Consider the following 23,634-nt stretch of genomic DNA (forward strand, 5'->3'; position numbering starts at 1 on the left):
GGATTGCCCCGGAGTTTGCCTCAGGCCTCGACGAAGCGCACGCGGCGCGTGATCGAGCAGACCAGTTCGTAGCCGATGGTGTCCGCGGCCGCGGCGATGGTTTCCACGGGCAGGCCATCGCCCCACAGCACGACCGGATCGCCCGGCTTCGCGTCGGGGTGGCCGCGCAGGTCGAGCGTCATCAGGTCCATCGACACGCGGCCGACGATGGGCGCCGGGCGGCCGTCGAGCAGCACGTGCGTGCCCGACGGCGTGTGGCGCGGATAGCCGTCGCCGTAACCGATGGCGGCCACGCCGATGGGCATGTCTTCGGGGCAGGTCCAGGTGGCCGAGTAGCCGATGCGTTCGCCCTTGCGCACGCGATTGACCGCGATCAGCCGCGTGCCGAGCGTCATCGCCGGGCGCAGATCGAAATCCGCGCCGGTCGTGCCGTCGACGACGGAGATGCCGTACAACGCACCGCCCGGCCGCACCCAGTCGGCGTGCGCATCGGGCCAACCGAGCACGGCTGCGGAGTTGGCGAGCGAACGTTCGCCGGCCAGGCCCGCGGTCGCGTCGTCGAACACGCGCATCTGCGCCTTCGTCTGCGCGCCGTCGCCGGTGGCATCGGGAAACTCGTCGGAACTCGCGAAGTGGTTCATCAGCACGATGCCGTCGGCGACCGCGGGCATCGCCTGCATGCGTGCATACGCATCGCGCACGGCTTCGGGCGCGAAGCCCAGGCGATGCATGCCGCTGTCGACCTTGAGCCAGCACCGGATCGGATCGCCGTCGGGCGCCTGTTCGAGCATCGCCAGTTGCGTGGCGTGGTGCACGACGGTTTCGACGTTGAGGCGACGCAGTTGCGGAAGATCGTCGGCCGCATCGAAGCCCGACAACAACACGATCGGTTGCGAGAGGCCCGCCGCGCGCAGCCGCTCGGCATCGCTCAGTGCCGCGACGCCGAAGGCATCCGCGCCCTGCAGGGCGCGCGCAACGCGTTCCAGGCCGTGGCCGTAACCGTCGGCCTTGACCACCGCCATGACGCGGCTGCGGGGCGCGCGGGCGCGAACCTGCGAGAGGTTGTGGCGGAGGGCGTCGGTGTGGATCGTCGCGGAGGTCGGTCGTGCCATGCGACAAGTCTAAGGGTCACGACGGCCGGCGGACCACCTTGAACAGATCGATGCGTTCGGCATCGATGCAGGGATCCTGCACGCGCATCAGCTGGCGGGCGAGCGCCACGGCCTCGTAGCGATCCTCGGCGAGGATGTGTTTCCGGATGCCCTGCGTGGAGGCCTCCGGGTCATCGTTCCGGCACTGCCGGAACTCCACCGTGTACACGTACGCCATCGCTGCCGATCCTCCCTTGGGGGTGAAGGGAATCGCTGGAACTCACATCACTCGAAGCTGCCCACCGAGTCGTGGGACAGGTTGTCGAAACGCGTGTATTCGCCGAAGAACTTCAGCTTGATCGAACCGGTCGGGCCGTTACGCTGCTTGCCGATGATCACTTCGGCCAGGCCCTTGTCCGGCGAGTTTTCCTTGTTGTAGTAATCGTCGCGGTAGATGAAGACGATCACGTCGGCGTCCTGCTCGATGGCGCCCGATTCGCGAAGGTCGGCCATTACCGGGCGCTTGTCGGTACGCGTTTCCAGCGAGCGGTTGAGCTGCGAGAGCGCGATCACCGGGACGTTGAGTTCCTTCGCCAGGCCCTTGAGCGAGCGCGAGATCTCCGAGATTTCCGTCGCGCGGTTCTCGCTGTTGCCGGGCACGGCCATCAGCTGCAGGTAGTCGATGACGATCAGGCCCAGGTCGTGCTCGCGCTTCAGGCGGCGGGCCTTGGCGCGCAGGATGTCGGGCGAGAGCGCGGGCGTGTCGTCGATGAAGATCTTCGCTTCGCGCAACAGGCGGATCGCGCTGGTCACGCGGCTCCAGTCCTCGTCTTCCAGCTGGCCGGTGCGCAGGCGCGTGGCGTTGACGCGGCCGGTCGAGGAAATCAGGCGCAGCGCGAGTTGCGAGGCCGACATTTCCATCGAGAAGACCGCGACGGCCTTCTTCGTCTTCATCGCCGCGTATTCGGCCATGTTGAGCGCGAGCGTGGTCTTGCCCATCGCCGGGCGCGCGGCCAGGATCAGCAGGTCCGTCGGCTGCAGGCCGGCGGTCATCTCGTCGAATTCGGTGTAGCCGGTGGGCAGGCCGGTGATGCTGCCGCCGGATTCGTAGCGCTTCTGCAGGACGTCGAAGGCTTCGGACAACGCCTTGTTGACCGGGGTGAAGTCGGTGCGGCCACGCGCGCCGGCTTCGGCGATCGCGAACACGTCCTGCTCGGCCTTGGCCAGCAGCTCGGCGCTGTCGCGGCCTTCGGGCATGAAGCCGTCGTTGACGATCTCGGTGCCGACGTCGATCAGCTGACGCAGCACCGCCTTGTCGCGCACGATCTCGGCGTAGGCCTTGATGTTGGCGGCCGACGGCGTGGTGCTGGCGAGTTCGATCAGGTACGAGCCGCCGGCGACCTGTTCGGACAGGCCCATCGACTCGAACCATTCGCCGAGCGTCACCGCGTCGTAGGGCTTGTTGCGTTCGGCCAGTTCGCGGATCGCGCGCCAGATCAACTGGTGGTCGCGGCGATAGAAGTCCGGCTCGACGAGCATGTCGGCGACGCGGTCGTACGCGTCGGGCGCCAGCATCAATCCGCCGAGGACGGCCTGTTCGGCTTCCACCGATTGCGGTGGCACGCGCAATTGCTCGACTCGGTGGTCGTTGCGCGTTGCAAACGCGGCGTTCCCTTGGCGCACGCTCATCGGTCTTCCATCTCCCCTGCCCTGACGGGCGATCCTAGTCGCCAATGACCTGCGACCGTTGCAGACAACTCTGTGGATAACCGGTGCACATCGCACCGCATCGGAATCTCACAGGAAGCGACGCAAAAAAAACGGGCGCCGCGAGGGCGCCCGTTCGACACAACTTGAAGCTGGATTACGCGGCTTCGGGAACCACGATGACCTTGACGGTCGTCTCGATGTCGGCGTGCAGGTGCACGAGGACGTCGTATTCGCCGATGTTGCGCAGCGGGCCTTCGCCCATCACCACTTCCGACTTCTCCACCGGCGTACCGGCGGCGGTCAGGGCGTCGGCGATGTCGCGCGGGCCGACCGAACCGTAGAGCTTGCCTTCCGTCGACGCATTCGCGGCGATGGTGACCGAGGTGCCTTCCAGGCGCGCCTTGCGGCCTTCGGCGCCATCGAGCGAGGCCTTGGCCTTGGCTTCGTACTCGGCGCGCTTGGCTTCGAACTCGGCGACGTTGGCGGCGGTGGCCGGCACGGCCTTGCCCTGCGGCACGAGGAAGTTGCGGCCGTAACCCGGCTTGACCTTGACCTTGTCGCCGAGGCCACCGAGGTTGGTCACTTTCTGCAGGAGGATCAGATCCATTTCATTTGCTCCGATTCGTTAGCGGCGCGCACGTGGCGCGCCGCAACTGTTTGCTGTCCGAATGGACGTTTTAGTGAGAAGTCTGCACATGGATGTGCAGGCTTTTGCGGAGGGACCCGCGTAACGAATTACGCGTTGTGGTTATCCGTGTACGGGATGAGCGCGAGGAAACGCGCGCGCTTCACTGCCGACTGCAGCTGGCGCTGGTACTTCGACTTCGTGCCCGTGATGCGGCTCGGCACGATCTTGCCCGTCTCGGTGAGGTACTGGCGGAGCGTGTTGAGATCCTTGTAATCGATCTCCTTGACACCCTCGGCGGTGAACTTGCAGAACTTGCGGCGGCGGAAGAACTTGGACATGGGTGTGCTCCTTAGGCGGCTTCGGCGGCGTCGTCGTTGTCGGCGGCACCCACGGCACCGTCGTCATCGCGGCGGCGACGTTCGCCACGCTCGGGCTTGTCGCCCTTCTCGTCCTTGTTCTTCATGATCAGCGACTGCTCGGTGACCGCATCGTCGCGCTTCATGACGAGGTGGCGGAGCACGGCGTCGTTGAAGCGGAAGGTGTCGACGAGTTCGTTGAGCACGAGCTGGTCGGCTTCGATGTTCAGCAGCACGTAGTGCGCCTTGACCAGGTTCGCGATCGGGTACGCCAGCTGGCGGCGGCCCCAGTCTTCCAGGCGGTGGATGGTGCCCTTGCCGTTTTCGATGAGCGACTTGTAGCGCTCGATCATGGCGGGCACCTGCTCGCTCTGGTCCGGATGGACCAGGAACACGACTTCGTAATGACGCATGGTGGTTCCTTGTGGATGTGGCCCGTCGATGCGGACCGGACAGCCCCCCGGGGATTGCAGCGATACAGCCACCCGGTGGAGCAAGAAACCCGCAGAGCTGGCTGCGGGGCGCGAAATTATGGGCCAATCAATGGCTTGGCACAACCATCTGGTGGAAGAGCCCCCTTTAGTAAAGGGGGCGCGCGGCAGCGCGGGGAATTGGAAGCCTGCCCCGGGGCCCGAAGTTTGCGCAGCAAACTTTGGGGCGCTGTGCGCGGCTAGGCCGCGTCAGCGCGGGTCGTGAAGCTTTCCCCGCAGCCGCATTCGGCCGTCACGTTGGGGTTGCGGAACACGAACTGCTCGTTGAGGCCCTGCTTCACGAAGTCGATCTGCGTGCCGTCGACCAGGTCCAGGCTCTCGGCATCGACGTAGATCCGCACGCCGTCCTGCTCGAACACGGTGTCCCCGGGGCGCTGCTCCTTCGCCATGTCGGCGAGGTAGCCCCAGCCCGAACAGCCGGTCTTCTTCACGCCGAAACGCAGCCCGAGCGCGCCGGGCGCGTCTTGCAGGTAACCACGGATGCGGTCGAGGGCGGCGGGGGCGAGAAGGACGGCCATGCAGAACTCCAGTGGGATGGCGACATTGTAGTGGGGGCGGACCGGCGGCGCCGGTGCCGCTACACTTGTCGGTTCAGGAAGTGGTCTCGCTATTACGAGGATTCAAGGCATGACGGTGGTCAGCGTCGAACACGCGCTCTCGGGCAAGATGCCCGCCGGCGGCGAAGTCACGGTCCGCGGCTGGGTACGCACCCGGCGCGACGCGACGGCCGCCCTCAGTTTCGTCCACGTCAGCGATGGCTCGTGCTTCGCGCCGATCCAGGTGGTCGCCACCGACGCCCTGGCCAATTACGAAACCGAAGTGCGCCACCTTTCCGCCGGCTGCGCGGTCCTCGCGCGCGGCACGCTCGTGCCCTCGCAGGGCAAGGGCCAGTCCTACGAAATCCAGGCCACGCATGTCGAGGTGGTCGGCTGGGTCGAGGATCCGGAAACCTATCCGATCCAGCCCAAGCCCCATTCGCTGGAATTCCTGCGCGACGTGGCGCACCTGCGCCCGCGCACCAACCTGTTCGGCGCGGTCACGCGCATCCGCCATTGCCTGGCGCAGGCGGTGCATCGCTTCTTCCACGAGCAGGGCTTCTACTGGGTCAACACGCCGATCGTGACGACCTCCGACGCCGAAGGCGCCGGCCAGATGTTCCGCGTCTCCACGCTCGACATGGCCAACCTCCCGCGCGACGCGGGCGGCGCGGTGGATTTCTCGCGCGACTTCTTCGGCAAGGAAACCTTCCTCACGGTGTCCGGCCAGCTCAACGTCGAAGCGTTCTGCCTGGCATTGAGCAAGGTCTACACCTTCGGCCCGACCTTCCGCGCCGAAAACAGCAACACCACGCGCCACCTGGCCGAGTTCTGGATGATCGAGCCGGAGATCGCGTTCGCCGATCTCAACGCCGACGCGCAGCTGGCCGAAGACTTCCTCAAGTATCTGTTCCGCGCGGTGCTCGCAGAGCGCGCCGACGACATGGCCTTCATCGACGAACGCGTGCAGAAGGGCGCGGTCGCGCGGCTGGAAACCTTCGTCAACGCGCCGTTCGAACGCATCGAGTATTCCGACGCGATCAAGCTGCTGCAGGCGTCCAAGCAGAAGTTCGACTTCCCCGTCGAATGGGGCCTGGACCTGCAGACCGAGCACGAGCGCTGGCTCACCGAGCAGCACGTCGGCCGCCCGGTCGTGGTGATGAACTACCCCGAGCACATCAAGTCGTTCTACATGCGCCTCAACGACGACGGCAAGACGGTCGCGGCGATGGACGTGCTCGCACCGGGCATCGGCGAAATCATCGGCGGCTCGCAGCGCGAAGAACGCCTGGACGTGCTCGACGCGCGCATCGCGCAGTTCGGCCTGGATCCGGCGCATTACCAGTGGTATCGCGATTTCCGTCGCTACGGCACCGTGCCGCACGCGGGCTTCGGCCTGGGCTTCGAGCGCCTGGTCGTGTACGTCTGCGGCCTGTCGAACATCCGCGACGCGATCCCGTATCCGCGCACGCCCGGCCATGCGGAGTTCTGATTCGCATCGATGATTCTTTTCTTTGCCCTGCTCTTCGTCGCGCTGGCGATCGCCGGCGCCACGGCCTTCGTGATTTTTTGGCCGCTCGCGCTCGTGCATATCCGCGATCGCAATCCCGAGGTGTCGGCGCTGCTGGGTGCGGGCGCGTTCCTCAAACCGTCGGCGCTGGCGTGGTTGTTGCGCGGCGGTTATTACGATGCGCGCGATCGCGGGCTGAGCGGGCTGGCCACGCCGGCACGCATTTCGCTGATCCTGATCATCGCGGGCCTCGCGATGGCGGGCATCTTGTGGCTCTGGGCGGAAGCATATGGCTGACCAAGCAATCGACGACGGCGGTGAACCGACCTCCTGGTGGCTCGCCACCCTCGGCCGCACGATCGTGTGGGCGCGGCTGCGCGTGCGCGAAGCGGGCACGGCCGAAGTCTTCGACAGCGACGGCAACACGCTGGCCTACGACAGCGAAGACACCGCACGCGCCGCGTTGATGGACGCCGAGTTCGTCGAGTACGAAGGCCTGGATTACGACGACGCGGCCGATCGCGGATTCGACCTCGCCGAAGTCAAGCCGCCGCACGCTGATTCCGACGAAGCCCTGCGCGCCGGCATGATCCTGCAACTTCCGCCGCGTCACTGAGCGCACTGCACTGACCAGCATGTACCTCCCCCGCGCCTTCGCTTCGAACGACCCTGCCGCGCTCGACGCGCTGGTCGCGGCCGATCCCTTCGTCACGCTGATCACCTTCGTCGACGGCGCGCCCTGCGTCAGCCACCTGCCCGTCCTGCTCGAACGCGACGGGGATCGCCTGGCATTGCGCGGCCACTGGGCGAAACCGAATCCGCAGTCGTCGCACACCGGCCCCGCGCTGGCGATCGTGCACGGCCCGCATGCTTACGTGTCGCCTTCGTGGTATCCGGACAAGGTCGCCGAAACGCGCGTGCCGACCTGGAATTACGTCGTCGCCCACCTGCACGGCACGCTCGAACGATTGACCGACACCGACGATCTCGCCGCGATCGTCGCCGACCTCAGCGCGCATTTCGAAGCGCAGGTCGGTGAAGACTGGCGGTACGTCGACGACGACACGCACCGTTCGCAACTGCGAGGCATCGTCGGCTTTCGACTCCATGTCGAACGCGTCGAGATGAAGCTCAAGCTCAACCAGAACCACCCGGACGCCAACCGCGAAGCGGTGATCGCGCAACTGGGCGCACAGGATACCGACGACGCACGCGGCGTCGCCCAATGGATGCACGAGGCGCTGGTCGCCTCGCGCGCGGGAGACCGACATGGATCTTGATCTCACCGGCAAGCACGCCCTCGTGTGCGGCGCCTCCGAAGGCATCGGCCGCGCGACCGCGCGCGAACTCGCGCTGCTCGGCGCCGACGTCACCCTGCTCGCGCGCCGCGCCGACGTGCTCGAAACGATCGCGAACGAGTTGCCGCGCAAGGACGGCCAGCAGCACGGCTGGATTTCCGCCGACGTGCTCGAAACCGATCGCCTGCGCGCGCAGGTCCAGGCGCTCGCCGCGGGCAAGGCCGTGCACATTCTCATCAACAACACCGGCGGCCCGCCCGGCGGTCAGTTGAATTCGGCGGAGAGCGACGCCTTCGAACGCGCGTTCCGCCAACACCTGCTCGCCAACCAGGCGCTCGTGCAAGCTGTATTGCCGGGCATGCGCGCCGCGCGCTTCGGGCGCATCGTCAATGTCATTTCGACGTCGGTGAAGGAACCCATCGCGGGCCTGGGCGTGTCGAACACGATCCGCGGCGCGGTGGCCAGTTGGTCCAAGACGCTCGCGACCGAAGTCGGCGGCGACGGCATCACCGTCAACAACGTACTGCCCGGTTACACGCGCACGCAGCGCCTCGACCAGATCCTCGGCGACCGCGCGAAGGCGACGGGCCAGGCCGAAGACGCGATCGCCAAGGGCATGCTCGCGACCGTGCCTGCGGGCCGATTCGCCGAGGCGTCCGAAACCGCCGCCGCCATCGCGTTCCTCTGCTCGCCGGCCGCGGGATACATCAACGGCGTGAACCTGCCGGTCGACGGCGGGCGCACCAAGTCCCTGTAAGCTCATCGCCATGCGCCTGATGCACTGGATCGACGGTCAAGCACGCGAAGCGGCCAGTGGCCGCTGGATCGACGTGTTCGATCCCGCCACCGCGCAGCCCTTCGCGCAGGTCGCCGCCGGCGATGCGCGCGACGTGGAAGCGGCGTTGTCCGCCGCCGAGCGCGCATTGCCCGCGTGGTCCCAACTGCCGAACAGCGAACGCGCGCGGTGGATGGAACGCCTCGCCGATGCGGTCGAAGCGCGTCTTGAAGATTTCGCACGCGCCGAATCGCGCGACGGCGGCAAACCGCTGCGCCTTGCACGCGAAGTCGAGATCCCACGCGCGATCAGCAACCTGCGTTTCTTCGCGCATGCGGCCACGCAGTTCTCGAGCGAGTCGCATCACGGGCAAGCAGGTTTGAATTACACCCTGCGGCAGCCGCTCGGCATCGTCGGCACGATTTCGCCCTGGAACCTGCCGCTCTACCTGTTCACCTGGAAGATCGCGCCCGCGCTCGCGGCGGGCAATACCGTGGTCGCCAAACCGTCGGAGATCACGCCGCAGACCGCAACGATGCTCGGCGAACTCGCGGCGGAAATCGGGTTCCCGAACGGCGTGCTCAACATCGTGCACGGCCTCGGCCCGGATGTCGGCGAACCGCTCGTGCTCGACGCGCGCACCAAGGCGATCTCGTTCACGGGCAGCACGGCGGTCGGCAAGCGCATCGCGACGCTCGCCGCGCCCTTGCTCAAGAAAGTGTCGTTGGAATTGGGCGGCAAGAATCCGACGCTCGTTTTCGCCGACAGCGATTGGGAGCGCCATCTCGACACCATCGTGCGATCGGCCTTCCAGAACAGCGGGCAGATCTGCCTGTGCGGTTCGCGCCTGCTGGTGGAGCGCCGCATCTACGCCGAGTTCCGCGATGCCTTCGTCGAACGCGTGCTCGCCTTGCGCGTCGGCGATCCGATGGAGGCCGACACCGAGCTCGGCCCGCTCGTCTCGCAGGCCCATTTCGACAAGGTCGTCGCCGCCATCGCGCGTGCGCGCAGCGAAGGCGGCCAGGTGCGTTGCGGCGGCGATGTGTTGCAGCGTCCGGGTTGGTTCGTCGCGCCGACGGTGATCGACGGACTCGGCCCGGAATGCGCGACCAATCGCGACGAAATCTTCGGCCCCGTCGCCACGCTGCAATCCTTCGAAGACGACGAAGAAGCCCTGCACCGCGCCAACCTGGGCGACTATGGCCTGTCTGCGTCCGTGTGGACGCGCGATCTCAATCGAGCGCACCGTGTCGCCGCGCGCCTGCGCGTGGGCATGGTGTGGATCAACACCTGGCTGATGCGCGACCTGCGCACGCCGTTCGGCGGCATGGGCCAGTCCGGCCTGGGCCGCGAGGGAGGATTGGAAGCGATGCGTTTCTTCACCGAACCCCGCAACGTGGGCATTGCGCTGTGACCCGCCGCCTCGACGACCTGCTGAAAAACAATCGCGAATGGGCCGAACAGGTCCGCCGCGACGATCCGGGCTTCTTCAAGCGCCTGTCGAACCAACAGTCGCCCAAGTACCTGTGGATCGGCTGCTCGGATTCGCGCGTGCCGGCGAACCAGATCATGCGGCTGGATCCGGGCGAAGTCTTCGTCCACCGCAACATCGCCAACGTCGTGGTGCATGCGGACCTCAACTGCCTGTCGGTCATCCAGTTCGCCGTGGACATGCTGAAGGTCGAGCACATCCTGGTCACCGGCCATTACGGTTGCGGCGGCGTGCAGGCGGCCCTGACCGGCGCGCGCATCGGCCTGGCCGACAACTGGCTGCGGCATGTCGGCGATGTCGCCAACAAACACGCTGCGCTGCTGGAGGAAGTGGACCTGGAAGCGCTGCGACACGCGCGCCTGTGCGAACTCAACGTCATCGAGCAGGTCGTCAACGTGTGCCAGACCACGATCGTGCAGGACGCATGGGCGCGCGGACAGCCGCTCAGCGTCCACGGCTGGTGTTACTCGCTGCTCGATGGCCGCGTCAACGATCTCGGGCTGGGCGTGGCGACCGCCGACGAACTGCAACCCGCGTACGACGCCGCGATCGCGCGCATCCGGACTTCGAAGGCAAAGGCATGAGCGAAGCGATCCAGGCCTCGAGCGCACCCAAGCCCGTCGGTGTGTATCCGCACGCGCGACGCGTCGGCGATTTGCTGTTTCTCTCCGGCATCGGCCCGCGCGATCCGGCGACCAACGACATCGCCGGCAACGAGTATTTCGCCGACGGTCGCCTGCGCAAGTACGACATCGAAGCGCAGGCGCGCGCGGTGTTCGCCAATGTGCGCGCGGTGCTTACCGAAAGCGGCGCACGCTGGGAAGACCTGGTCGACGTGACGGTGTACCTCACCGACATGGCGCGCGACTTCAAGTCTTACAACGCGGTCTGGGCCGAGCACTTCGCCGACCCGTCGACCGCACCGTGCCGCACGACGCTCGGCATCACCGCGCTGCCGACGCCGATCGCGATCGAACTCAAGTGCGTCGCCGTGCTGCGGCGCGCGGAGGATTGAACATGCTGCCCGGACCGCTCGACCTGCAGGCCTGGATCGAAGAGCACCGCCACCTGCTCAAGCCGCCGGTGGGCAACAAGTGCGTGTACGACGGCGACTTCATCGTCATGGTCGTCGGCGGCCCGAACGCGCGCACGGATTACCACTGGGACGAAGGCGCCGAGTGGTTCTACCAGCTCGAAGGCGAGATGGTGCTGCGCATCCAGGAGAACGGCGCCGTGCGCGACATTCCGATCCGCGCCGGCCAGACCTTCCTGCTGCCGCCGCGCGTGCCGCACTCGCCGCAACGCATGCCCGACTCCGTCGGCCTGGTCATCGAACGCAAGCGCCTGCCGCACGAACTCGACGGCCTTCTCTGGTTCTGCGAGCAGTGCAACGCGAAGTTGTACGAGGAGTTCTTCAAGCTCCAGAACATCGAGCAGGACTTCCCGCCCGTGTTCGACCGCTTCTATTCCTCGCGCGAATTCCGCACCTGCAAGCAGTGCGGACACCTGAATCCCGCGCCGACCAAATACGTGATGCCCGATACCTGATCGGGCGTCACCGCGCGCAGATATCGCGCCACATCGCGTAGGCCAGGCCGAACATCACGATGTAGATGCCGAGCGCGAGCGCGATGTACAGCGGCACCAGCAGCACCATCGCAAGCCAGCCGCCGACGAACTTCGCGATCAGCCCGAGCACCGTCACGATGATCACGAACACGATCACCAGGGCGATGGACAGCAGCGCCGCGGCGAGCAGCAGCACGATCAGTGCGGGGATATTCTTGAGCGTGCCGACGATCCCGTCGATCAACGATGCAATCACCGGGCGGCGCGCGATCGCGATCTGCCCGTAGCCGATCGTCCAGATCCCGCCGATCAACAGGCCGCACACGCCACCGACGGCGAAGGCGCGCATGAACCCGGGCGGCATCGGCTCCATCGGCATCGGCTCCGTGCCGGATGCGGAGGCGGCCAGCAGGTCGGCGTAGATCTGGCGAATCTCGGGGCCCGCGGCCCACACCACGAGCGCGAAGGCGATCGCGTACACGATCCACATCAGCAACGAAAACCCGATGACCGGCTTCCAGACGCCCGTGTGATACGGCGCGAAGATCGCGCGCGCATGCGTGGGCTGCCCGGTTTCGATGGCGTGGATCACCTGCAGGAAGCCTGCGAACACCGGCGCCAAGGCCAGTCCGATCAAGGCCGAAAGCCCGATCGCGAGGACGAACATCGCCTGGTTGTTGGGGAACAGGAACTGCAGGCCCGTCGTGATCAGGCTCGGCACGATCCCGCACACCAGCACCAATGCGGCAGCGAGGACCAGCGTGCGCGGATTGCGTGCACCGAGATTGATGGCATCGCGCAGCCACCGGATGCCGGCGAGCGGCGAGGTCATGCGCGTTGCCATGGTCGAAGCCCCCAAGTCCCCTGTTCCGCCGATTGGGCCACGGCCCGGCGCGTCCGCGCAAGCTATTGCACGAACGCGACCTCCATCGCGTCGTCGGTCCGGGTCGCGCGCACCTGCAGGACCTTGCGCTGGCCGCCCGCCGCGGCGACCAGCTGCCCTTCGCCGGGTTCGCGCACGACGATGGTCACCTGCCCCGCCTGGTCGTGGCTGATCGCGATCATGTTCGGATCGCTCGTGGACCAATCGCCGCTGAGGTCGGTGCGCGTGCCGTCGTCGTTGACGGTCTGCAGCTTCGCGTGCGTCGTGTATTGCTTGCCGGGCTGCGCGAATGCGAAGGTCGGCGGCGAGACCCAGCGTTCGCCGAGGAAACTCCCGCGCATCAGGTCGGGGTCGATCTTGAACGCGACGACCATGCGTTGTTTCGGTTGCGCGGGCTGCGGCGGCGCCTGCGGTTGCGTTGCGGGCGCGCCCACGTTCGCGGGCGCGGGCGGCGCCTGCGCGAGCCGTTGCTTGCGCACGCCGTTGGCGATGGCGAACACCACCACCAACAACGCCACTGCGACGGCGATCCGACCGGTGGTGCGCATCCCTGCCCTTGCGTTATTGGTCGAAGATGTCGTTGTTCACGCCGGGCGTCGGCACGCGCTGGACGTTGAGGAACGCAGGCACGCGCGCCGCATGGCCGGCCGCGCCCGTCGCGGCCAGTCGACGGAAGCAGATCGCCGCGCCGCACGTACTGGTCGTGGTCGTCTGCGTGATCATGCGTGCGCGTCCGCCCGTGTTGTCCGGCGCGCGGCCGTCGACCGGGATGAACAACTCGGGCCGGTCGAACGGGGCCTGTTCGTGCGCGACGCGCTCGTCGGTCAGCGCGAGCAGGAACGCCGCCAGCGCATTGCGTTCATTCGGGCTCAACACGATCGGCACTTCATGATCGAGGTCGACGATGTGCGCGTCCTTCATCGCCGCGTTGGTGACGGGGAAATCGCCGCCATGCGCGTAGAAATTGATCACCTGGCGGAACGTGACCTTGCCGCCGTTGTGGAAGTACGGGCCGGTGAGTTCGAGGTTGCGCAATCCCGGCACCTTCGCACCGCCGAGACCACCGATGCGATTGACGTTCGGGAACGTGCCCGCCAACGCGCCTTGCGCCGCATTGGTTTGCTGGTTGAGGCGTGCGCGCGGATTGAACGGACCGCGCACGTCGAGGAAGCCGTCCTGCAACGGCACGGTGGTCACCGTGTTCAGGCCGTTGTCGACCTCGTCGAACACCGGATGCGCCTTGCCGAGCATGAAGCCCGGAATGAATTGCGCAATCGAGACGGGCAACCGCGGGTTGAGGACGGTGGAACTGAAGCCCGGATTGATGTTCTGGTCCTGCGCCGTGCGCGCGAACAAACCGCCCGTCGTGCAACGCGGGTTGCAATCGGCGGTCGCGTTCGGGTTGAAGGTCGGCAGGCGCGTACCCGGGATGACGGCCGGTCCACCGAGGTTCTTCAACTGCAACGCGACCAGCGACAGCGGCCAACCCCAGGGATCGTTGCCGCCGCGCAACGCGTCTTCGTCGGTCGGCCGCACGCCGATGTTGTACATGCCGGTATCGAAGAACGCCGCACCCGCCGGGCGCGATTGCCCGTCGGCGTCGAGCCCGAAGCGCGGGCTGATGAAGTCGCGACGCAGCGCCGCGCCCGCATTGCCGGTCACCAACGCTTCGAGCTGGAAGCCCGTGACCAGGCGCGGCATGCCCATCGGCCGGCGCGCGAGCTTGGTGCCGGGCGTCGAGAATTCGGGCACGAAGTCCTGCATCGTCAGGCGGCTGGTGTGGAGCCAGCTGTTGGAACTCATCAAACCGCCGGCGTGGCAGTTGCCGCAGCGCGCATTCTGGAAATTCGGATTGCGTCCGCTGAGGTTGGTGCCGAAGAAGATGTCCACGCCGCGCAGGCGATCGTCGCGCGGGTCGGCCGGCACGGCGCGCGTGAAGCCTTCGGTGACCGTGATGCACGGCTGGCGATTGCCGGTGTTCACGCAGTTCGACATGTTCTGCGTGAACGCGACGAACGCTTGCGGATTGCGATCCAGGAAGCGATCGAACGGCGTGTCGTCGGAAATCAGGATCTCGATGTAGGCCTGCATCGCCAGGCCCGCGAACAACGGGAAGTTCGCTTCCATCTGCGTGAACTGCATGCGATTGGTCGCCGCCGACGCACCGGCCGCGACACTAAGCACGAAGCCGTCGAACGGATCGCAACCGGCCGGTGTGACCACGCCGTTGACCGCGCTCGTGCAATTGCGCACCGCGCCGTTGAGATGCTGCCCGGTGTTCTGCCACAGCGCCGGGAAGAAGGCGGTCTGCACCATTTCGCGATACGTCATGCACAGGCCGGGACGTCCGTTCGCCGTCGCGCGTCCGAGCGCCCTGCAGCGCGAGCCGCCCTGGTTCGAGAACGGCCCGAGCACGCTGTCGCTGGTCGACACGAGTTGGTTGGCGAGCGGCGTGACGTTCGGTAATGCCGCCGTGCCATTGCCCTGCAGCAGCTTCTTGGCGATCTTCGGCCAACTGCGGCCGCGATAGGACATTTCGAAGTCCGACAACGCGGGGCCGACGATCTGCGAGGCGATCGACGAGAACCGGATCATCTGGCGCGTGGGTTGCAGCGCGCCGCCCGAATCGACGAACACGTGCGCCTGCGGATCGGTCGCACCGAACACGCTGCCGCCGTTGAAGTCGTGGCTCGCGCGCCCATCCCAGAAATTGTCGTAATAGAACGCCGCATTGATCATCGACGGCGTGTTGCGTGGCTCGACGCGGCGCTTGTTGCGATACAGCGGAATCTCGTCGGTGATGACGACGCCGATCTCGGGCAGCAACGCACTGACGCCGTTGTTCGCGGCGGCGAATGCAGCGGCGCCGGGCGCCGGGATGTCGGTGAAGTTGCGCAGGCGCACGCCCATCGACCCGATGACATCGTTGGAGTCGCGGATATTGTTGTTCGGATTGATCAGCGGCTCGCCCGGGATGCCCTGGTTGGCGAGGCGATGCGTCGGCCAGTCGACGCGTTCCAGATCGCGATTGACGTCCTGGTCGGCCGCGGTTTCGTCGGTGTCGAGGTGGCGGTTGCGGAAGATCTCCAGGCGCGTGTCGCCGCCCAGGTGGTTGGGGTTGATCGAATTGCGCACGCGGTCGTCGGTGCCCGCATTGAAGTGGCACGACCCGCAGGCCTGCACGCCGTCGCTGCCCAACTGCATGTCCCAGAACAGGGCCTTGCCCAGTGCCGTGGCCATGTTCGAATCGCGCACGTAGTCGCTCGGATTCGTCGGGAACGTCGTGCCCCCGCGTCCGGAGATCGCGGCGGTGGTGTTGAGCAGGTAGTTGCCGAAGACCGATGGCTTGCGCAGTCGCGTGACAACGCCACGCGGCTGGCCCGTGGCCAGGCGTGTCGGATCGAACAGGCGGCCGGTGTTGTTCGCGCAGGCCGTGCGATTTTCGGTGAAGCCGACGACCGGATCGTTGCCGCAGACGCCGGGAACGGAATAGCCGGCCGGTTCGCCGGGATCGCCGCCATCGTTGCGCAGCGGACTGTTGTAATCGACCACCGTCCGCGTGCCATTGGGAATGCGCGAGGCGCCCGACGACACCGGACCGCGATTGGCGAAACTCCCCACGCCCGGGAAGGCCGGGTCGAGAATGCGCGTCTGCTCACCCGTCACCGGGTTGTAGTTGAGCGGATGGACGACCAGGCGCGGCAGCAGCGCGTCGTTGCACGGCGGCAAGCCGGTCGACGGGTCGTAGGTGCAGCCTGCAGGGAGATAGGAACGTCGGCGCTGCACGGTCGCGCATCGCGCGGCGTAACCCTGTGCATTGCCGAGCATCGGTTGGCCGATGCCATCGGGCGGACAAGCGGCAATGGCATTGGGCGAATCGAGCAGCTGTTCGATCTCGCTCCACACCGGCACTTGCTTGAGCGACTGCATCGGGATCGTCGGCCGGAATGCGAAGTCCGCGACGATGCCGTTGTCGGGCGTGGTCAGCGTATCGCCGGCCGCCGCCAGCAGCGCGCCGGCGCCGCACATCAGGAAAAACGCAACTACGCTGCGATGCTTTTCCATGTCCCTGCCCTTGCGCCTTTTGGCGTCGCGGGCACGCCCCCTGCTTTCACCAAATGTGGATGAAGCCAAATGTGCGTGCGGCCGCAACGTTTCCTGGCGACGTTGTCGCATCGTGTGCGCAAGCACGTGAGCGTCATGTGCTAACGCACGGTGATGCGCGTGTGTCCACAAAGTTCGAACGACGCGCATCCGGCAAGCCGGACAGCAAATCCGCATGAAAAGGCGGAAGTGTTTTCCGCCTTTTCACCTGAATGCGGGATTGCGCGCCTCGGGGATTGTGTGCGACCGCAGCCGTCGGTCGGAGCCACTAGCGAAGAGCTTCGGTGTCGCTCGGCCTTCAGCGCCAGGGATCGACCAGCTCGATGCCGAGGTCGACGAAATCCCTGGTGTTGCGCGTCGCAAGCATCGCGCCTGCGGACAGGCAGGTCGCCGCGATCATCGCGTCCGCCATCGCGACCTTGCGGCCACGCAGATCCTGCGATGCGGCGATGGTCGCGTAGTCGACGGCAGCGACTTCGTCGAACGGCAGGATCGTGAAATCTTCTTCGAGTGTTTCGGCCACCGCGGCTTCGAGCTGTTTGCGTTTGCGACCCGCGGGAAGACGCGCGATGCCGTACAGCAGTTCGGCAACGGTCACTGCGGTGACGGCCAGCGACTCGGGCGGCTGCGCATCGACCCAACGCAACACGCGCTCGTCGGGCGAGGCACGCATCAGTTCGGAAACGACGTTGGTATCCAGCGCGATCATGTGCGCAAGCGTGGCGCACGCGCGCGCTCGGTGCGCTTGGGCGTTTCCAGTTCGACGCCACCCAACTTCGCGAATCGCGCGTGGATCCGTTGACCCAAACCGCCGCGACTTGCCTGCTTGGTCGTCAGCGCACGCCGCAGGATGGCGCGGGCTTCTTCTTCCATCGAATGACCATTGGCCGCCGCGGACAACCGCAGGCGCGACTTCACGTCGTCGGGAAGGTTTCGGATGGTGAGCGTGCTCATCGGGGGACCTCGCTGGCACTGATCGCAATGACAGCAATGCTAGCACATCACGCCGTGCGGATGATTTGTCTAGACTTCGCCTCGGGGAACCAGGGGATCAGGGAATGACGCTTCGATCGATCGTGCGCACGCTTTCGTGCGCCGGGTTACTTTCGCTGGCCGGCTGCAACGTCGCGCCTGCCGATCGCATCAACGCCGCATTGCCGCCGGCCCCGCATGTCACGGCTGCCCAGAAAGCGATGTTCGATGCGGCGCGCGCGCAGAAGATGGATGCTGTGGCGCTCGACGCGCAGTTGCGCGATCGCATGGAACGGCGCGCACTCGACTGCGCCGCGGGTTACACGCCCGGCGTGTTCGATGGCAACGACCAGATCCGCGCGAAGCTCACGGACGTGGCCTGCTTCGCCAAGGCGGATGCGCAGTTGTTCGAATGGCTGGAGGAGCGTCGCGGCGCGATGCTCGGTGAGCCGCGCGTGGCGCCACGCGAAGTGCAGCCCGTGCAGGCGGCACCGGCGCCGCGCGTCGTCGTCGAAACTGAACGCATGCCGCCTGCGCAAATCGCTGCGCCCATGGGGGAGATCGGCGTCAACGCCGTCCCATCCGACCCGCGGCCCGAGGTCGCGACGCCGACGGTCGACATCAACCACACGCGCCGCGAACTGATCGAACGCACGATCCGCGAGAACGACGTGAGCCCCGAGATGGCGGCTGCGATGCGCAAGTGGGCGGACGATGTCGATCGCAAGTCACCGGTATCGACAGCGGCGCCGACGCCGACGCCAGCGCCGGCACCCATTGCGGCATCCCCCGGCGACGAAGCGCCCGCGGGCCAGATCGACATCCCGTCGCCCTGAAAACTGCCGATGCGTTTCCCGGTGAACTGCCGCACCAAGCCATCGAACGTCACGAACTCCGCGGAGCCCCGCTTGCAGGCGACCTGCGTGCCGATGCTCTCGATGTGCGCACCGGGCGCGCCGTACACCTGCGAGGCGTGGTATCCGCTGAGCAGGACATGCGACACCTTCGCGCCGTTCTGCCTCAATCCCTGAGCGCGGGCCATCGCCGCATGTCCGATTGCGTTCCCCTCATCCGTGTAGAGGGGGACACAACGGGATGCACGATGGGCACCATCCACACGCTCAAGACGCGCAGGACGTCGGTCGACTCGCCGGTCACGGTGACCTCGCACGGCTTTTCCTGCGGCGAGGTCTTCGTCCCCTGGCAAACCGTGTGCGAGATCCGCGCGTGGATGTGCGATCACGTGTCGACCGACGAGGCGCACCTGGCCTTCACCGTCGGCGAGCGCTGCATGGTGATCGGCGATACGCGCTCGGGGTTCGATGCGCTCGAGGCCGCGATGGTGTCGGCCTTCCCGCAGACCGCCAGCTGGCGCGACGCGGTCACGCTGTCGCCGGGCGAGCGGAACGAGACGGTGCTCTTCCGTCGGATTCCGCTCAGGGGCGCGTGACACGCTGCGAGAAGTACATGCGCCAAACCATTGAATTGGCGGCGATTATCTAACCGACCTTCTTCTTGTCGGCCCACTTGAATTCATCTGCCCGCATGCGCATCGCATTCTTCTGGTCGAGCGTGTCGCGCGATTGGAACTCGCGCATCGCCGCCGCGCTTTCGCCATCCAGCATGCGGGTCACGCCCTGCACGACGCCTTCGGTCACCGTCCGCGGCTTCAGCGGAACGACGAGGAACACGCGCGTCTTCCAGTCGAACGCCCAACAGCCCTGCTGCACCTTGCCCGCACGCTGGATGCGGGCGCCGCCATGGAAGCTGGCCTGGTTGCAGGCGGCCGGCATTTCGTCGGTCAGGCGGATCGACGCACCGTCCTTGCGGGCGGCGGTCGCGATCACGGCGGCGTGCGCCGGCACCGCCGACATCGCCGCCAGCAGCACGGCACATCCGATCCAGTTTGCCCGCGCGGAGTCAGCCATACGGTCGCAAGTATGCCGTCCGAACGCGCCCGGCGCAGGTGCGTCCGGTAAGCTTGCGGGATGCTCAAGATCGATACCCACGCCCACTTCCTGCCGCGCGACTGGCCCGACCTCGCCGCCAAGTACGGCGACCTGCGCTTTCCCGTCATCCACCACGGCGACGACGGCCGGCACCGCATCTACAAGGACGGCAAGTTCTTCCGCGAAATCTGGCCGAAGACCTGGGACCCGAAGATCCGCCTGGACGATTACGCGCGCTTCGGCGTGCAGGTGCAGGTGATCAGCACGGTGCCGGTGATGTTCAGTTATTGGGCCAAGCCGCACCACGCGCTCGAACTGCACCAGGCGCTCAACGACCACACCGCCGAAGCCTGCCGCGCGTATCCGAAGCATTACGCCGGCATCGGCACCGTTCCGCTGCAATCGCCGTCGCTGGCCGTGCGCGAGCTCGAACGCTGCATGGACCAGCTCGACCTGCAGGGCGTGCAGATCGGTTCGCACGTCAACGATTGGAATCTCGACGCGCCGGAATTGTTCGAGTTCTTCGAAGCAGCGAGCGAACTCGGCGCTGCGATCCTCGTGCATCCATGGGACATGATGGGCACCGATTCGATGCCCAAGTATTGGCTGCCGTGGCTGGTCGGCATGCCCGCCGAACAATCGCGCGCCGCGTGTTGCCTGGTGTTCGGCGGCGTGCTCGAACGCCTGCCGAACCTGCGCATCTGCATGGCGCACGGCGGCGGCAGCTTCCCGTACACGATCGGGCGCATCGAACACGGCTTCAACATGCGGCCCGACCTCGTCGCCACCGACAACTTCCGCAATCCGCGCGAATACCTCTCGCGGCTGTACTTCGATTCCTGGGTCGCCGATCCGCGCGCGCTGCAATACCTGATCGACACCTGCGGCGCCGATCGCATCATGCTCGGCACCGACTACCCCTTCCCGCTCGGCGAACAGGAACCGGGCGCCGGCATCGCCGCGCTCGACCTGTCGGAAAAAGAGCAGGCCCGCCTCTACCACGGCACCGCGCTGGAATGGCTGGGGCTGCACGCCTCGCGCTTCCAGAACGCCTGAACACTTGCCCCCATGACTGACGATCTGTCTTTATCGGCGGCCTTTGACGTCGACCGCATTCGCGCGCTCGACGCCGCCGACCCGCTCCGCGATTTCCGCAACGACTTCCATATCCCCGCCCACGAGGGCGCGCCGCAGGCGTACTTCTGCGGCAACTCGCTCGGCCTGCAACCGAAGGGTGCGCGCGCGATGGTCGAGGAAGTGCTCGACAAGTGGGAACGCGAAGCCGTCGAAGGCCACTTCCTCGAACCCGCGCCGTGGATGCCTTATCACGGGCTCGTGCGCGACGCGCTCGCGGGTGTCGTCGGTGCGGAGCCTTCGGAAGTCGTCGCGATGAACACGCTGACGACGAACCTGCATTTGATGCTGGTGAGCTTTTATCGGCCCACGCAAGAGCGGCCGGCCATCCTGATGGAAGCAGGTGCATTCCCTTCAGATCGCCACGCGCTGGAATCGCAAGTCCGCTTCCATGGCTTCGACCCGGCGACCGACCTGATCGAGCTGCAGCCCGACGAAGCCGACGGCACGTTCTCGATGGCCGCGATTGAACGCGCCATCGCCGAACACGGCCCGCGCCTGGCCGCCATCGTGTGGCCCGGCGTGCAATACCGCACGGGGCAAGCCTTCGACCTGAAGGAGATCGCACGCCTCGGACACGCGGCCGGCGCGATCGTCGGATTCGATCTTGCGCATGCGGTGGGCAACCTGCCGGTGCAACTGCACGACAGCGACGCCGACTTCGCCGTGTGGTGCCACTACAAGTACATGAATTCCGGGCCGGGCGCGGTGGCCGGCTGCTTCGTGCATGCGCGCCACGCGAACACGACGCGCCCGCGTTTCGCCGGTTGGTGGGGCCACGACCAGGCCTCGCGCTTCCGCATGGACGGTCGCTTCGTTCCGACACCGGGCGCCGATGGTTGGCAGTTGAGCAATCCGCCGATTCTCGGTCTCGCACCGTTGCGCGCGTCGCTCGACGTGTTCGCGCGCGCGGGCATGGATCGGTTGCGCGCGCGTTCGATCGACCTGACGACCTATCTCGAATCGCTGATCCGCGCACGTCTGTCGGACACGCTGCAGATCGTCACCCCGCGCGAAAGCGCGCGTCGCGGCGCGCAGTTGTCGATTCGCGTGCTGCAGGGCCGCGGCTTGTCGGGACGCGCGGCCGGGCGCGATCTGTTCGAATTCCTCGCCACGCGCGGCGTGCTGGGCGACTGGCGCGAGCCGGATGTCATCCGCATTTCGCCGGCGCCGCTGTACAACACGCGCGAGGACATCCTGCGGTTCGCGATGGAAGTATCGCGTTGGCGCGAAGGCTGACGCGCCCTCAGTGATGGACCTTGACGAACAAGCTGGGCGTCGCGGGCACGTGGTGTCCGGCCTCGACGTCGTACAGGCCGTCCGGTCCCTTCGCGATGAGGCCATAGGAGCAGACGGCACCCGCGCTGCGCTGTTCGATGGCCATCGTGAAAAGGCATGCGTCCGGCATTCCCTCCACTTCGACCATCGCGAAGATCCCGAACGCAAGGCAGGCGGCCTGCACGCGTTTGCACGTGGCCGCGATGCCGTCGATCGTGGGTTCGACTTCGTCGCGGGAGGAAATGTGCGCCAGCTCTCCATCCAGTTGCACGGCCAGGCCGAAGATCTCGAATCGCCCTTCCGACAGCTTGGTCGCGGCCAGTCCGAGCAAGGTGTTGGTGAGGTCGAGCATCTGGTCTTCGGTGGCGATGTGCATGACACGTTCCGGTGTTTACGACGCCCCGAGTCTGCAACGCACCCCCGCATGAGGTGCATTCGGAAAGTCTGCCGCCGGACGCCGATGGCGGCCGCGCGGACTCACTGGCACCATTGGGCACCATGACTCGCCACCTCACCCTGATCGGCGCCGGCCTTGCCGGCGGCCTGCTCGCCACGCTGCTGGCGCAACGCGGTTGGTCCGTCGACGTGTTCGAACGCCGCGGCGATCCGCGCGTGAAGGGCTTCATCGGCGGGCGTTCCATCAACCTCGCACTCGCCGAGCGCGGATTGCATGCACTGCGCGCCGCAGGTGCCGACAGCGCGGTGCTCGACAAGGCCGTGATGATGCGCGGCCGCATGGTGCATTCGACCGACGGCGGTCAACAGTTGCTGCGTTACGGCAAGGACGACTCGGAAGTCATCTGGTCGGTCAGTCGCGCCGAGCTCAACATGACCTTGCTCGATGCCGCGGAGCGTGCAGGTGCGCGCTTGCATTTCGATCGCCGCCTCGACACCGTCGACTTCGACGCACTGCGCGCCACCTTCGTCGACGACACCACGACGCAACGCACCGAACACAGCTTCACCGCGTTGCTCGGCGCCGACGGCGCGGGCTCCGCACTGCGCACGGCGATGCAGCAACGCGAGAACCTGGGCGAACGCATCGAATCGCTCGGCCACGGTTACAAGGAACTCGAGATCCCGCCCGCACCCGACGGCGGTTTCCGCATCGAAGCCAACGCGCTGCACATCTGGCCGCGCGGCCACTACATGTGCATCGCGTTGCCGAACGACGAGCGCACGTTCACCGTCACCTTGTTCCTGCCCTTGTCGGGCGATCCAAGTTTCGAAACCGTTCGCACCGGTGCCGACGCACGCGCCTTCTTCGAGCGCGATTTCAGCGATGCCGTTCCGCTGATCCCGGATCTGGAAGCCGATTTCGAACACAACCCCGTCGGCCAGTTGTCGACGCTATACCTCGATCGCTGGCACATCGACGGCCGCGCCGTGCTGCTCGGCGACGCCGCGCACGCGATGGTGCCGTTCCACGGCCAGGGCATGAATTGCGCGTTCGAAGATTGCGTCGCGCTCGCCGATCATCTCGAACGCACGCCCGACCTCGCGCAGGCCTTCGCCGCGTTCGAAGCCGAGCGCCTGCCGAATGCGCGCGCGATCCAGGCGATGGCGTTGGAAAACTACCTGGAGATGCGCGCACGCGTCGATGAGCAGGATTTCCTGCTGCAACGCGATCTCGAACGCGAACTGGCGCAGCGCCACCCGACGCGCTTCGTCCCGCGCTACGGCATGGTGACCTTCCGTCGCCTGCCCTACGCGGTCGCCTTCGAACGGGGCCGCCTGCAGCGCGAGTTGTTGATCGAAGCCACGAAGGGGCGCGCTTCGCTCGACGGCATCGATCGCGCGTGGCTCGACGCCGAAGTCGAGCGTCGCCTTCCGCCGTTGCCCGTCGAAGGCTGACGGC

General features: G+C 66.5%; 29 protein-coding genes. 15 read left to right on the forward strand and 14 right to left on the reverse strand.

The annotated features are described in order from the left end of the window. Positions 1–20 precede the first annotated feature (20 nt). The 7 genes from alr to GN331_RS12125 all read right to left on the reverse strand — a co-directional run bounded on the left by alr (position 21) and on the right by GN331_RS12125 (position 4,794). Positions 21–1,112: an alanine racemase gene (alr, locus tag GN331_RS12095; protein ID WP_156642439.1), complete on the reverse strand. Its 1,092-nt coding sequence runs from the start codon at positions 1,110–1,112 to the stop codon at positions 21–23. A 16-nt stretch (positions 1,113–1,128) separates the two neighbouring features. Beyond that, on the reverse strand, positions 1,129–1,329 hold the full coding sequence (locus GN331_RS12100; RefSeq protein ID WP_156642441.1) for a hypothetical protein: 201 nt from the start codon (positions 1,327–1,329) through the stop codon (positions 1,129–1,131). A 47-nt stretch (positions 1,330–1,376) separates the two neighbouring features. Continuing rightward, positions 1,377–2,780: a replicative DNA helicase gene (locus GN331_RS12105; RefSeq protein ID WP_156642443.1), complete on the reverse strand. Its 1,404-nt coding sequence runs from the start codon at positions 2,778–2,780 to the stop codon at positions 1,377–1,379. A gap of 175 nt (positions 2,781–2,955) precedes the next feature. Next, the gene (gene rplI, locus GN331_RS12110) at positions 2,956–3,408 is read right to left on the reverse strand and encodes a 50S ribosomal protein L9 (protein WP_156642445.1); all 453 of its coding nucleotides are present in this window, start codon (positions 3,406–3,408) and stop codon (positions 2,956–2,958) included. 128 nt (positions 3,409–3,536) lie between these two features. After that, positions 3,537–3,767 carry a 30S ribosomal protein S18 gene (rpsR, locus tag GN331_RS12115; protein ID WP_036164458.1) on the reverse strand — a complete coding sequence of 77 codons (231 nt, stop codon included), beginning with the start codon at positions 3,765–3,767 and terminating at the stop codon, positions 3,537–3,539. Positions 3,768–3,778: 11 nt separating this feature from the next. Then, a complete protein-coding gene (rpsF, locus tag GN331_RS12120; protein ID WP_156642447.1) occupies positions 3,779–4,198 on the reverse strand; it encodes a 30S ribosomal protein S6 in 420 nt (139 codons plus the stop codon). 257 nt (positions 4,199–4,455) lie between these two features. Beyond that, positions 4,456–4,794 carry a HesB/IscA family protein gene (locus GN331_RS12125; protein ID WP_156642449.1) on the reverse strand — a complete coding sequence of 113 codons (339 nt, stop codon included), beginning with the start codon at positions 4,792–4,794 and terminating at the stop codon, positions 4,456–4,458. A 109-nt stretch (positions 4,795–4,903) separates the two neighbouring features. On the opposite strand from GN331_RS12125, the gene asnS reads away from it, so the two are divergent. Genes asnS through GN331_RS12170 form a run of 9 tightly spaced genes read left to right on the forward strand, consistent with a single transcriptional unit; the run spans position 4,904 to position 11,435 of the window. Beyond that, positions 4,904–6,304: an asparagine--tRNA ligase gene (asnS, locus tag GN331_RS12130; protein ID WP_156642451.1), complete on the forward strand. Its 1,401-nt coding sequence runs from the start codon at positions 4,904–4,906 to the stop codon at positions 6,302–6,304. A gap of 9 nt (positions 6,305–6,313) precedes the next feature. Continuing rightward, entirely contained in the window at positions 6,314–6,619 is a 306-nt protein-coding gene (locus GN331_RS12135) for a hypothetical protein (protein WP_156642453.1), read from the forward strand. Beyond that, positions 6,612–6,938: a hypothetical protein gene (locus GN331_RS12140; protein WP_156642455.1), complete on the forward strand. Its 327-nt coding sequence runs from the start codon at positions 6,612–6,614 to the stop codon at positions 6,936–6,938. Before GN331_RS12135 ends, GN331_RS12140 begins: the two co-directional genes overlap by 8 nt. Positions 6,939–6,957: 19 nt before the next feature. Next, a complete protein-coding gene (locus GN331_RS12145; protein ID WP_156642456.1) occupies positions 6,958–7,602 on the forward strand; it encodes an FMN-binding negative transcriptional regulator in 645 nt (214 codons plus the stop codon). After that, positions 7,592–8,377 carry an SDR family oxidoreductase gene (locus GN331_RS12150; RefSeq protein ID WP_156642458.1) on the forward strand — a complete coding sequence of 262 codons (786 nt, stop codon included), beginning with the start codon at positions 7,592–7,594 and terminating at the stop codon, positions 8,375–8,377. The genes GN331_RS12145 and GN331_RS12150 overlap by 11 nt, the downstream gene beginning before the upstream one ends. Positions 8,378–8,387: 10 nt before the next feature. Then, positions 8,388–9,809 (forward strand): aldehyde dehydrogenase, encoded by a 1,422-nt coding sequence (locus GN331_RS12155; protein ID WP_156642461.1) that lies wholly within the window; start codon positions 8,388–8,390, stop codon positions 9,807–9,809. Beyond that, the gene (can, locus tag GN331_RS12160; RefSeq protein ID WP_331713468.1) at positions 9,806–10,471 is read left to right on the forward strand and encodes a carbonate dehydratase; all 666 of its coding nucleotides are present in this window, start codon (positions 9,806–9,808) and stop codon (positions 10,469–10,471) included. The genes GN331_RS12155 and can overlap by 4 nt, the downstream gene beginning before the upstream one ends. Next, positions 10,468–10,902 carry a RidA family protein gene (locus tag GN331_RS12165; RefSeq protein WP_156642462.1) on the forward strand — a complete coding sequence of 145 codons (435 nt, stop codon included), beginning with the start codon at positions 10,468–10,470 and terminating at the stop codon, positions 10,900–10,902. Before can ends, GN331_RS12165 begins: the two co-directional genes overlap by 4 nt. 2 nt (positions 10,903–10,904) lie before the next feature. Continuing rightward, positions 10,905–11,435 (forward strand): 3-hydroxyanthranilate 3,4-dioxygenase, encoded by a 531-nt coding sequence (locus tag GN331_RS12170; RefSeq protein WP_156642464.1) that lies wholly within the window; start codon positions 10,905–10,907, stop codon positions 11,433–11,435. Positions 11,436–11,442: 7 nt separating this feature from the next. On the opposite strand, the gene GN331_RS12175 is transcribed toward GN331_RS12170, so the two are convergent. From GN331_RS12175 to GN331_RS12195, 5 genes are all read right to left on the reverse strand, one after another. Beyond that, positions 11,443–12,300, reverse strand: coding sequence for a hypothetical protein (locus GN331_RS12175; protein WP_156642466.1), 858 nt, complete (start codon positions 12,298–12,300; stop codon positions 11,443–11,445). Positions 12,301–12,362: 62 nt separating this feature from the next. Continuing rightward, positions 12,363–12,887, reverse strand: a complete 525-nt coding sequence (locus tag GN331_RS12180) for a hypothetical protein (RefSeq protein ID WP_156642467.1) — start codon at positions 12,885–12,887, stop codon at positions 12,363–12,365. Between the two features lie 13 nt (positions 12,888–12,900). After that, complete coding sequence (locus GN331_RS12185; RefSeq protein WP_197427116.1) at positions 12,901–16,404, reverse strand: cytochrome c peroxidase; 3,504 nt, start codon at positions 16,402–16,404, stop codon at positions 12,901–12,903. 337 nt (positions 16,405–16,741) lie between these two features. Further along, positions 16,742–17,152, reverse strand: coding sequence for a type II toxin-antitoxin system VapC family toxin (locus tag GN331_RS12190; protein WP_156642471.1), 411 nt, complete (start codon positions 17,150–17,152; stop codon positions 16,742–16,744). Continuing rightward, positions 17,149–17,397 carry a FitA-like ribbon-helix-helix domain-containing protein gene (locus tag GN331_RS12195; RefSeq protein ID WP_156642473.1) on the reverse strand — a complete coding sequence of 83 codons (249 nt, stop codon included), beginning with the start codon at positions 17,395–17,397 and terminating at the stop codon, positions 17,149–17,151. The genes GN331_RS12190 and GN331_RS12195 overlap by 4 nt, the downstream gene beginning before the upstream one ends. 104 nt (positions 17,398–17,501) lie before the next feature. On the opposite strand from GN331_RS12195, the gene GN331_RS12200 reads away from it, so the two are divergent. The 3 genes from GN331_RS12200 (at position 17,502) to GN331_RS12205 (ending at position 18,865) form a co-directional block, all read left to right on the forward strand. After that, the gene (locus GN331_RS12200) at positions 17,502–18,251 is read left to right on the forward strand and encodes a hypothetical protein (protein ID WP_156642475.1); all 750 of its coding nucleotides are present in this window, start codon (positions 17,502–17,504) and stop codon (positions 18,249–18,251) included. Between the two features lie 72 nt (positions 18,252–18,323). Beyond that, positions 18,324–18,446, forward strand: coding sequence for a hypothetical protein (locus GN331_RS16910; RefSeq protein WP_269448210.1), 123 nt, complete (start codon positions 18,324–18,326; stop codon positions 18,444–18,446). Between the two features lie 71 nt (positions 18,447–18,517). Beyond that, complete coding sequence (locus GN331_RS12205; RefSeq protein WP_156642477.1) at positions 18,518–18,865, forward strand: hypothetical protein; 348 nt, start codon at positions 18,518–18,520, stop codon at positions 18,863–18,865. A 49-nt stretch (positions 18,866–18,914) separates the two neighbouring features. On the opposite strand, the gene GN331_RS12210 is transcribed toward GN331_RS12205, so the two are convergent. Then, positions 18,915–19,343, reverse strand: a complete 429-nt coding sequence (locus GN331_RS12210) for a hypothetical protein (RefSeq protein ID WP_156642479.1) — start codon at positions 19,341–19,343, stop codon at positions 18,915–18,917. Positions 19,344–19,403: 60 nt separating this feature from the next. On the opposite strand from GN331_RS12210, the gene GN331_RS12215 reads away from it, so the two are divergent. Both GN331_RS12215 and kynU read left to right on the forward strand, forming a co-directional pair. Next, complete coding sequence (locus tag GN331_RS12215; RefSeq protein ID WP_156642481.1) at positions 19,404–20,420, forward strand: amidohydrolase family protein; 1,017 nt, start codon at positions 19,404–19,406, stop codon at positions 20,418–20,420. A gap of 12 nt (positions 20,421–20,432) precedes the next feature. After that, complete coding sequence (kynU, locus tag GN331_RS12220) at positions 20,433–21,737, forward strand: kynureninase (RefSeq protein ID WP_156642483.1); 1,305 nt, start codon at positions 20,433–20,435, stop codon at positions 21,735–21,737. A gap of 7 nt (positions 21,738–21,744) precedes the next feature. Here the strand turns inward: kynU and GN331_RS12225 are convergent, their stop codons facing one another. Next, positions 21,745–22,152: a hypothetical protein gene (locus GN331_RS12225; protein WP_156642485.1), complete on the reverse strand. Its 408-nt coding sequence runs from the start codon at positions 22,150–22,152 to the stop codon at positions 21,745–21,747. Between the two features lie 122 nt (positions 22,153–22,274). Here GN331_RS12225 and GN331_RS12230 point away from each other — a divergent pair, with 122 nt between their 5' ends. Continuing rightward, complete coding sequence (locus tag GN331_RS12230) at positions 22,275–23,630, forward strand: FAD-dependent oxidoreductase (protein ID WP_425489288.1); 1,356 nt, start codon at positions 22,275–22,277, stop codon at positions 23,628–23,630. The last annotated feature ends 4 nt before the right edge of the window (positions 23,631–23,634 follow it).

The organism is Noviluteimonas gilva (genome assembly GCF_009740395.1).
Taxonomy (GTDB): Bacteria; Pseudomonadota; Gammaproteobacteria; order Xanthomonadales; family Xanthomonadaceae; genus Noviluteimonas; species Noviluteimonas gilva.

Coding starts and splice junctions, on each gene's coding strand:
- alr (WP_156642439.1), bottom strand. CDS start 1,112: ATGGCACGACCGACCTCCGCGACGATCCACACCGACGCCCTCCGCCAC.
- GN331_RS12100 (WP_156642441.1), bottom strand. CDS start 1,329: ATGGCGTACGTGTACACGGTGGAGTTCCGGCAGTGCCGGAACGATGAC.
- GN331_RS12105 (WP_156642443.1), bottom strand. CDS start 2,780: ATGAGCGTGCGCCAAGGGAACGCCGCGTTTGCAACGCGCAACGACCAC.
- rplI (WP_156642445.1), bottom strand. CDS start 3,408: ATGGATCTGATCCTCCTGCAGAAAGTGACCAACCTCGGTGGCCTCGGC.
- rpsR (WP_036164458.1), bottom strand. CDS start 3,767: ATGTCCAAGTTCTTCCGCCGCCGCAAGTTCTGCAAGTTCACCGCCGAG.
- rpsF (WP_156642447.1), bottom strand. CDS start 4,198: ATGCGTCATTACGAAGTCGTGTTCCTGGTCCATCCGGACCAGAGCGAG.
- GN331_RS12125 (WP_156642449.1), bottom strand. CDS start 4,794: ATGGCCGTCCTTCTCGCCCCCGCCGCCCTCGACCGCATCCGTGGTTAC.
- asnS (WP_156642451.1), top strand. CDS start 4,904: ATGACGGTGGTCAGCGTCGAACACGCGCTCTCGGGCAAGATGCCCGCC.
- GN331_RS12135 (WP_156642453.1), top strand. CDS start 6,314: ATGATTCTTTTCTTTGCCCTGCTCTTCGTCGCGCTGGCGATCGCCGGC.
- GN331_RS12140 (WP_156642455.1), top strand. CDS start 6,612: ATGGCTGACCAAGCAATCGACGACGGCGGTGAACCGACCTCCTGGTGG.
- GN331_RS12145 (WP_156642456.1), top strand. CDS start 6,958: ATGTACCTCCCCCGCGCCTTCGCTTCGAACGACCCTGCCGCGCTCGAC.
- GN331_RS12150 (WP_156642458.1), top strand. CDS start 7,592: ATGGATCTTGATCTCACCGGCAAGCACGCCCTCGTGTGCGGCGCCTCC.
- GN331_RS12155 (WP_156642461.1), top strand. CDS start 8,388: ATGCGCCTGATGCACTGGATCGACGGTCAAGCACGCGAAGCGGCCAGT.
- GN331_RS12165 (WP_156642462.1), top strand. CDS start 10,468: ATGAGCGAAGCGATCCAGGCCTCGAGCGCACCCAAGCCCGTCGGTGTG.
- GN331_RS12170 (WP_156642464.1), top strand. CDS start 10,905: ATGCTGCCCGGACCGCTCGACCTGCAGGCCTGGATCGAAGAGCACCGC.
- GN331_RS12175 (WP_156642466.1), bottom strand. CDS start 12,300: ATGGCAACGCGCATGACCTCGCCGCTCGCCGGCATCCGGTGGCTGCGC.
- GN331_RS12180 (WP_156642467.1), bottom strand. CDS start 12,887: ATGCGCACCACCGGTCGGATCGCCGTCGCAGTGGCGTTGTTGGTGGTG.
- GN331_RS12185 (WP_197427116.1), bottom strand. CDS start 16,404: ATGGAAAAGCATCGCAGCGTAGTTGCGTTTTTCCTGATGTGCGGCGCC.
- GN331_RS12190 (WP_156642471.1), bottom strand. CDS start 17,152: ATGATCGCGCTGGATACCAACGTCGTTTCCGAACTGATGCGTGCCTCG.
- GN331_RS12195 (WP_156642473.1), bottom strand. CDS start 17,397: ATGAGCACGCTCACCATCCGAAACCTTCCCGACGACGTGAAGTCGCGC.
- GN331_RS12200 (WP_156642475.1), top strand. CDS start 17,502: ATGACGCTTCGATCGATCGTGCGCACGCTTTCGTGCGCCGGGTTACTT.
- GN331_RS12205 (WP_156642477.1), top strand. CDS start 18,518: ATGGGCACCATCCACACGCTCAAGACGCGCAGGACGTCGGTCGACTCG.
- GN331_RS12210 (WP_156642479.1), bottom strand. CDS start 19,343: ATGGCTGACTCCGCGCGGGCAAACTGGATCGGATGTGCCGTGCTGCTG.
- GN331_RS12215 (WP_156642481.1), top strand. CDS start 19,404: ATGCTCAAGATCGATACCCACGCCCACTTCCTGCCGCGCGACTGGCCC.
- kynU (WP_156642483.1), top strand. CDS start 20,433: ATGACTGACGATCTGTCTTTATCGGCGGCCTTTGACGTCGACCGCATT.
- GN331_RS12225 (WP_156642485.1), bottom strand. CDS start 22,152: ATGCACATCGCCACCGAAGACCAGATGCTCGACCTCACCAACACCTTG.
- GN331_RS12230 (WP_425489288.1), top strand. CDS start 22,275: ATGACTCGCCACCTCACCCTGATCGGCGCCGGCCTTGCCGGCGGCCTG.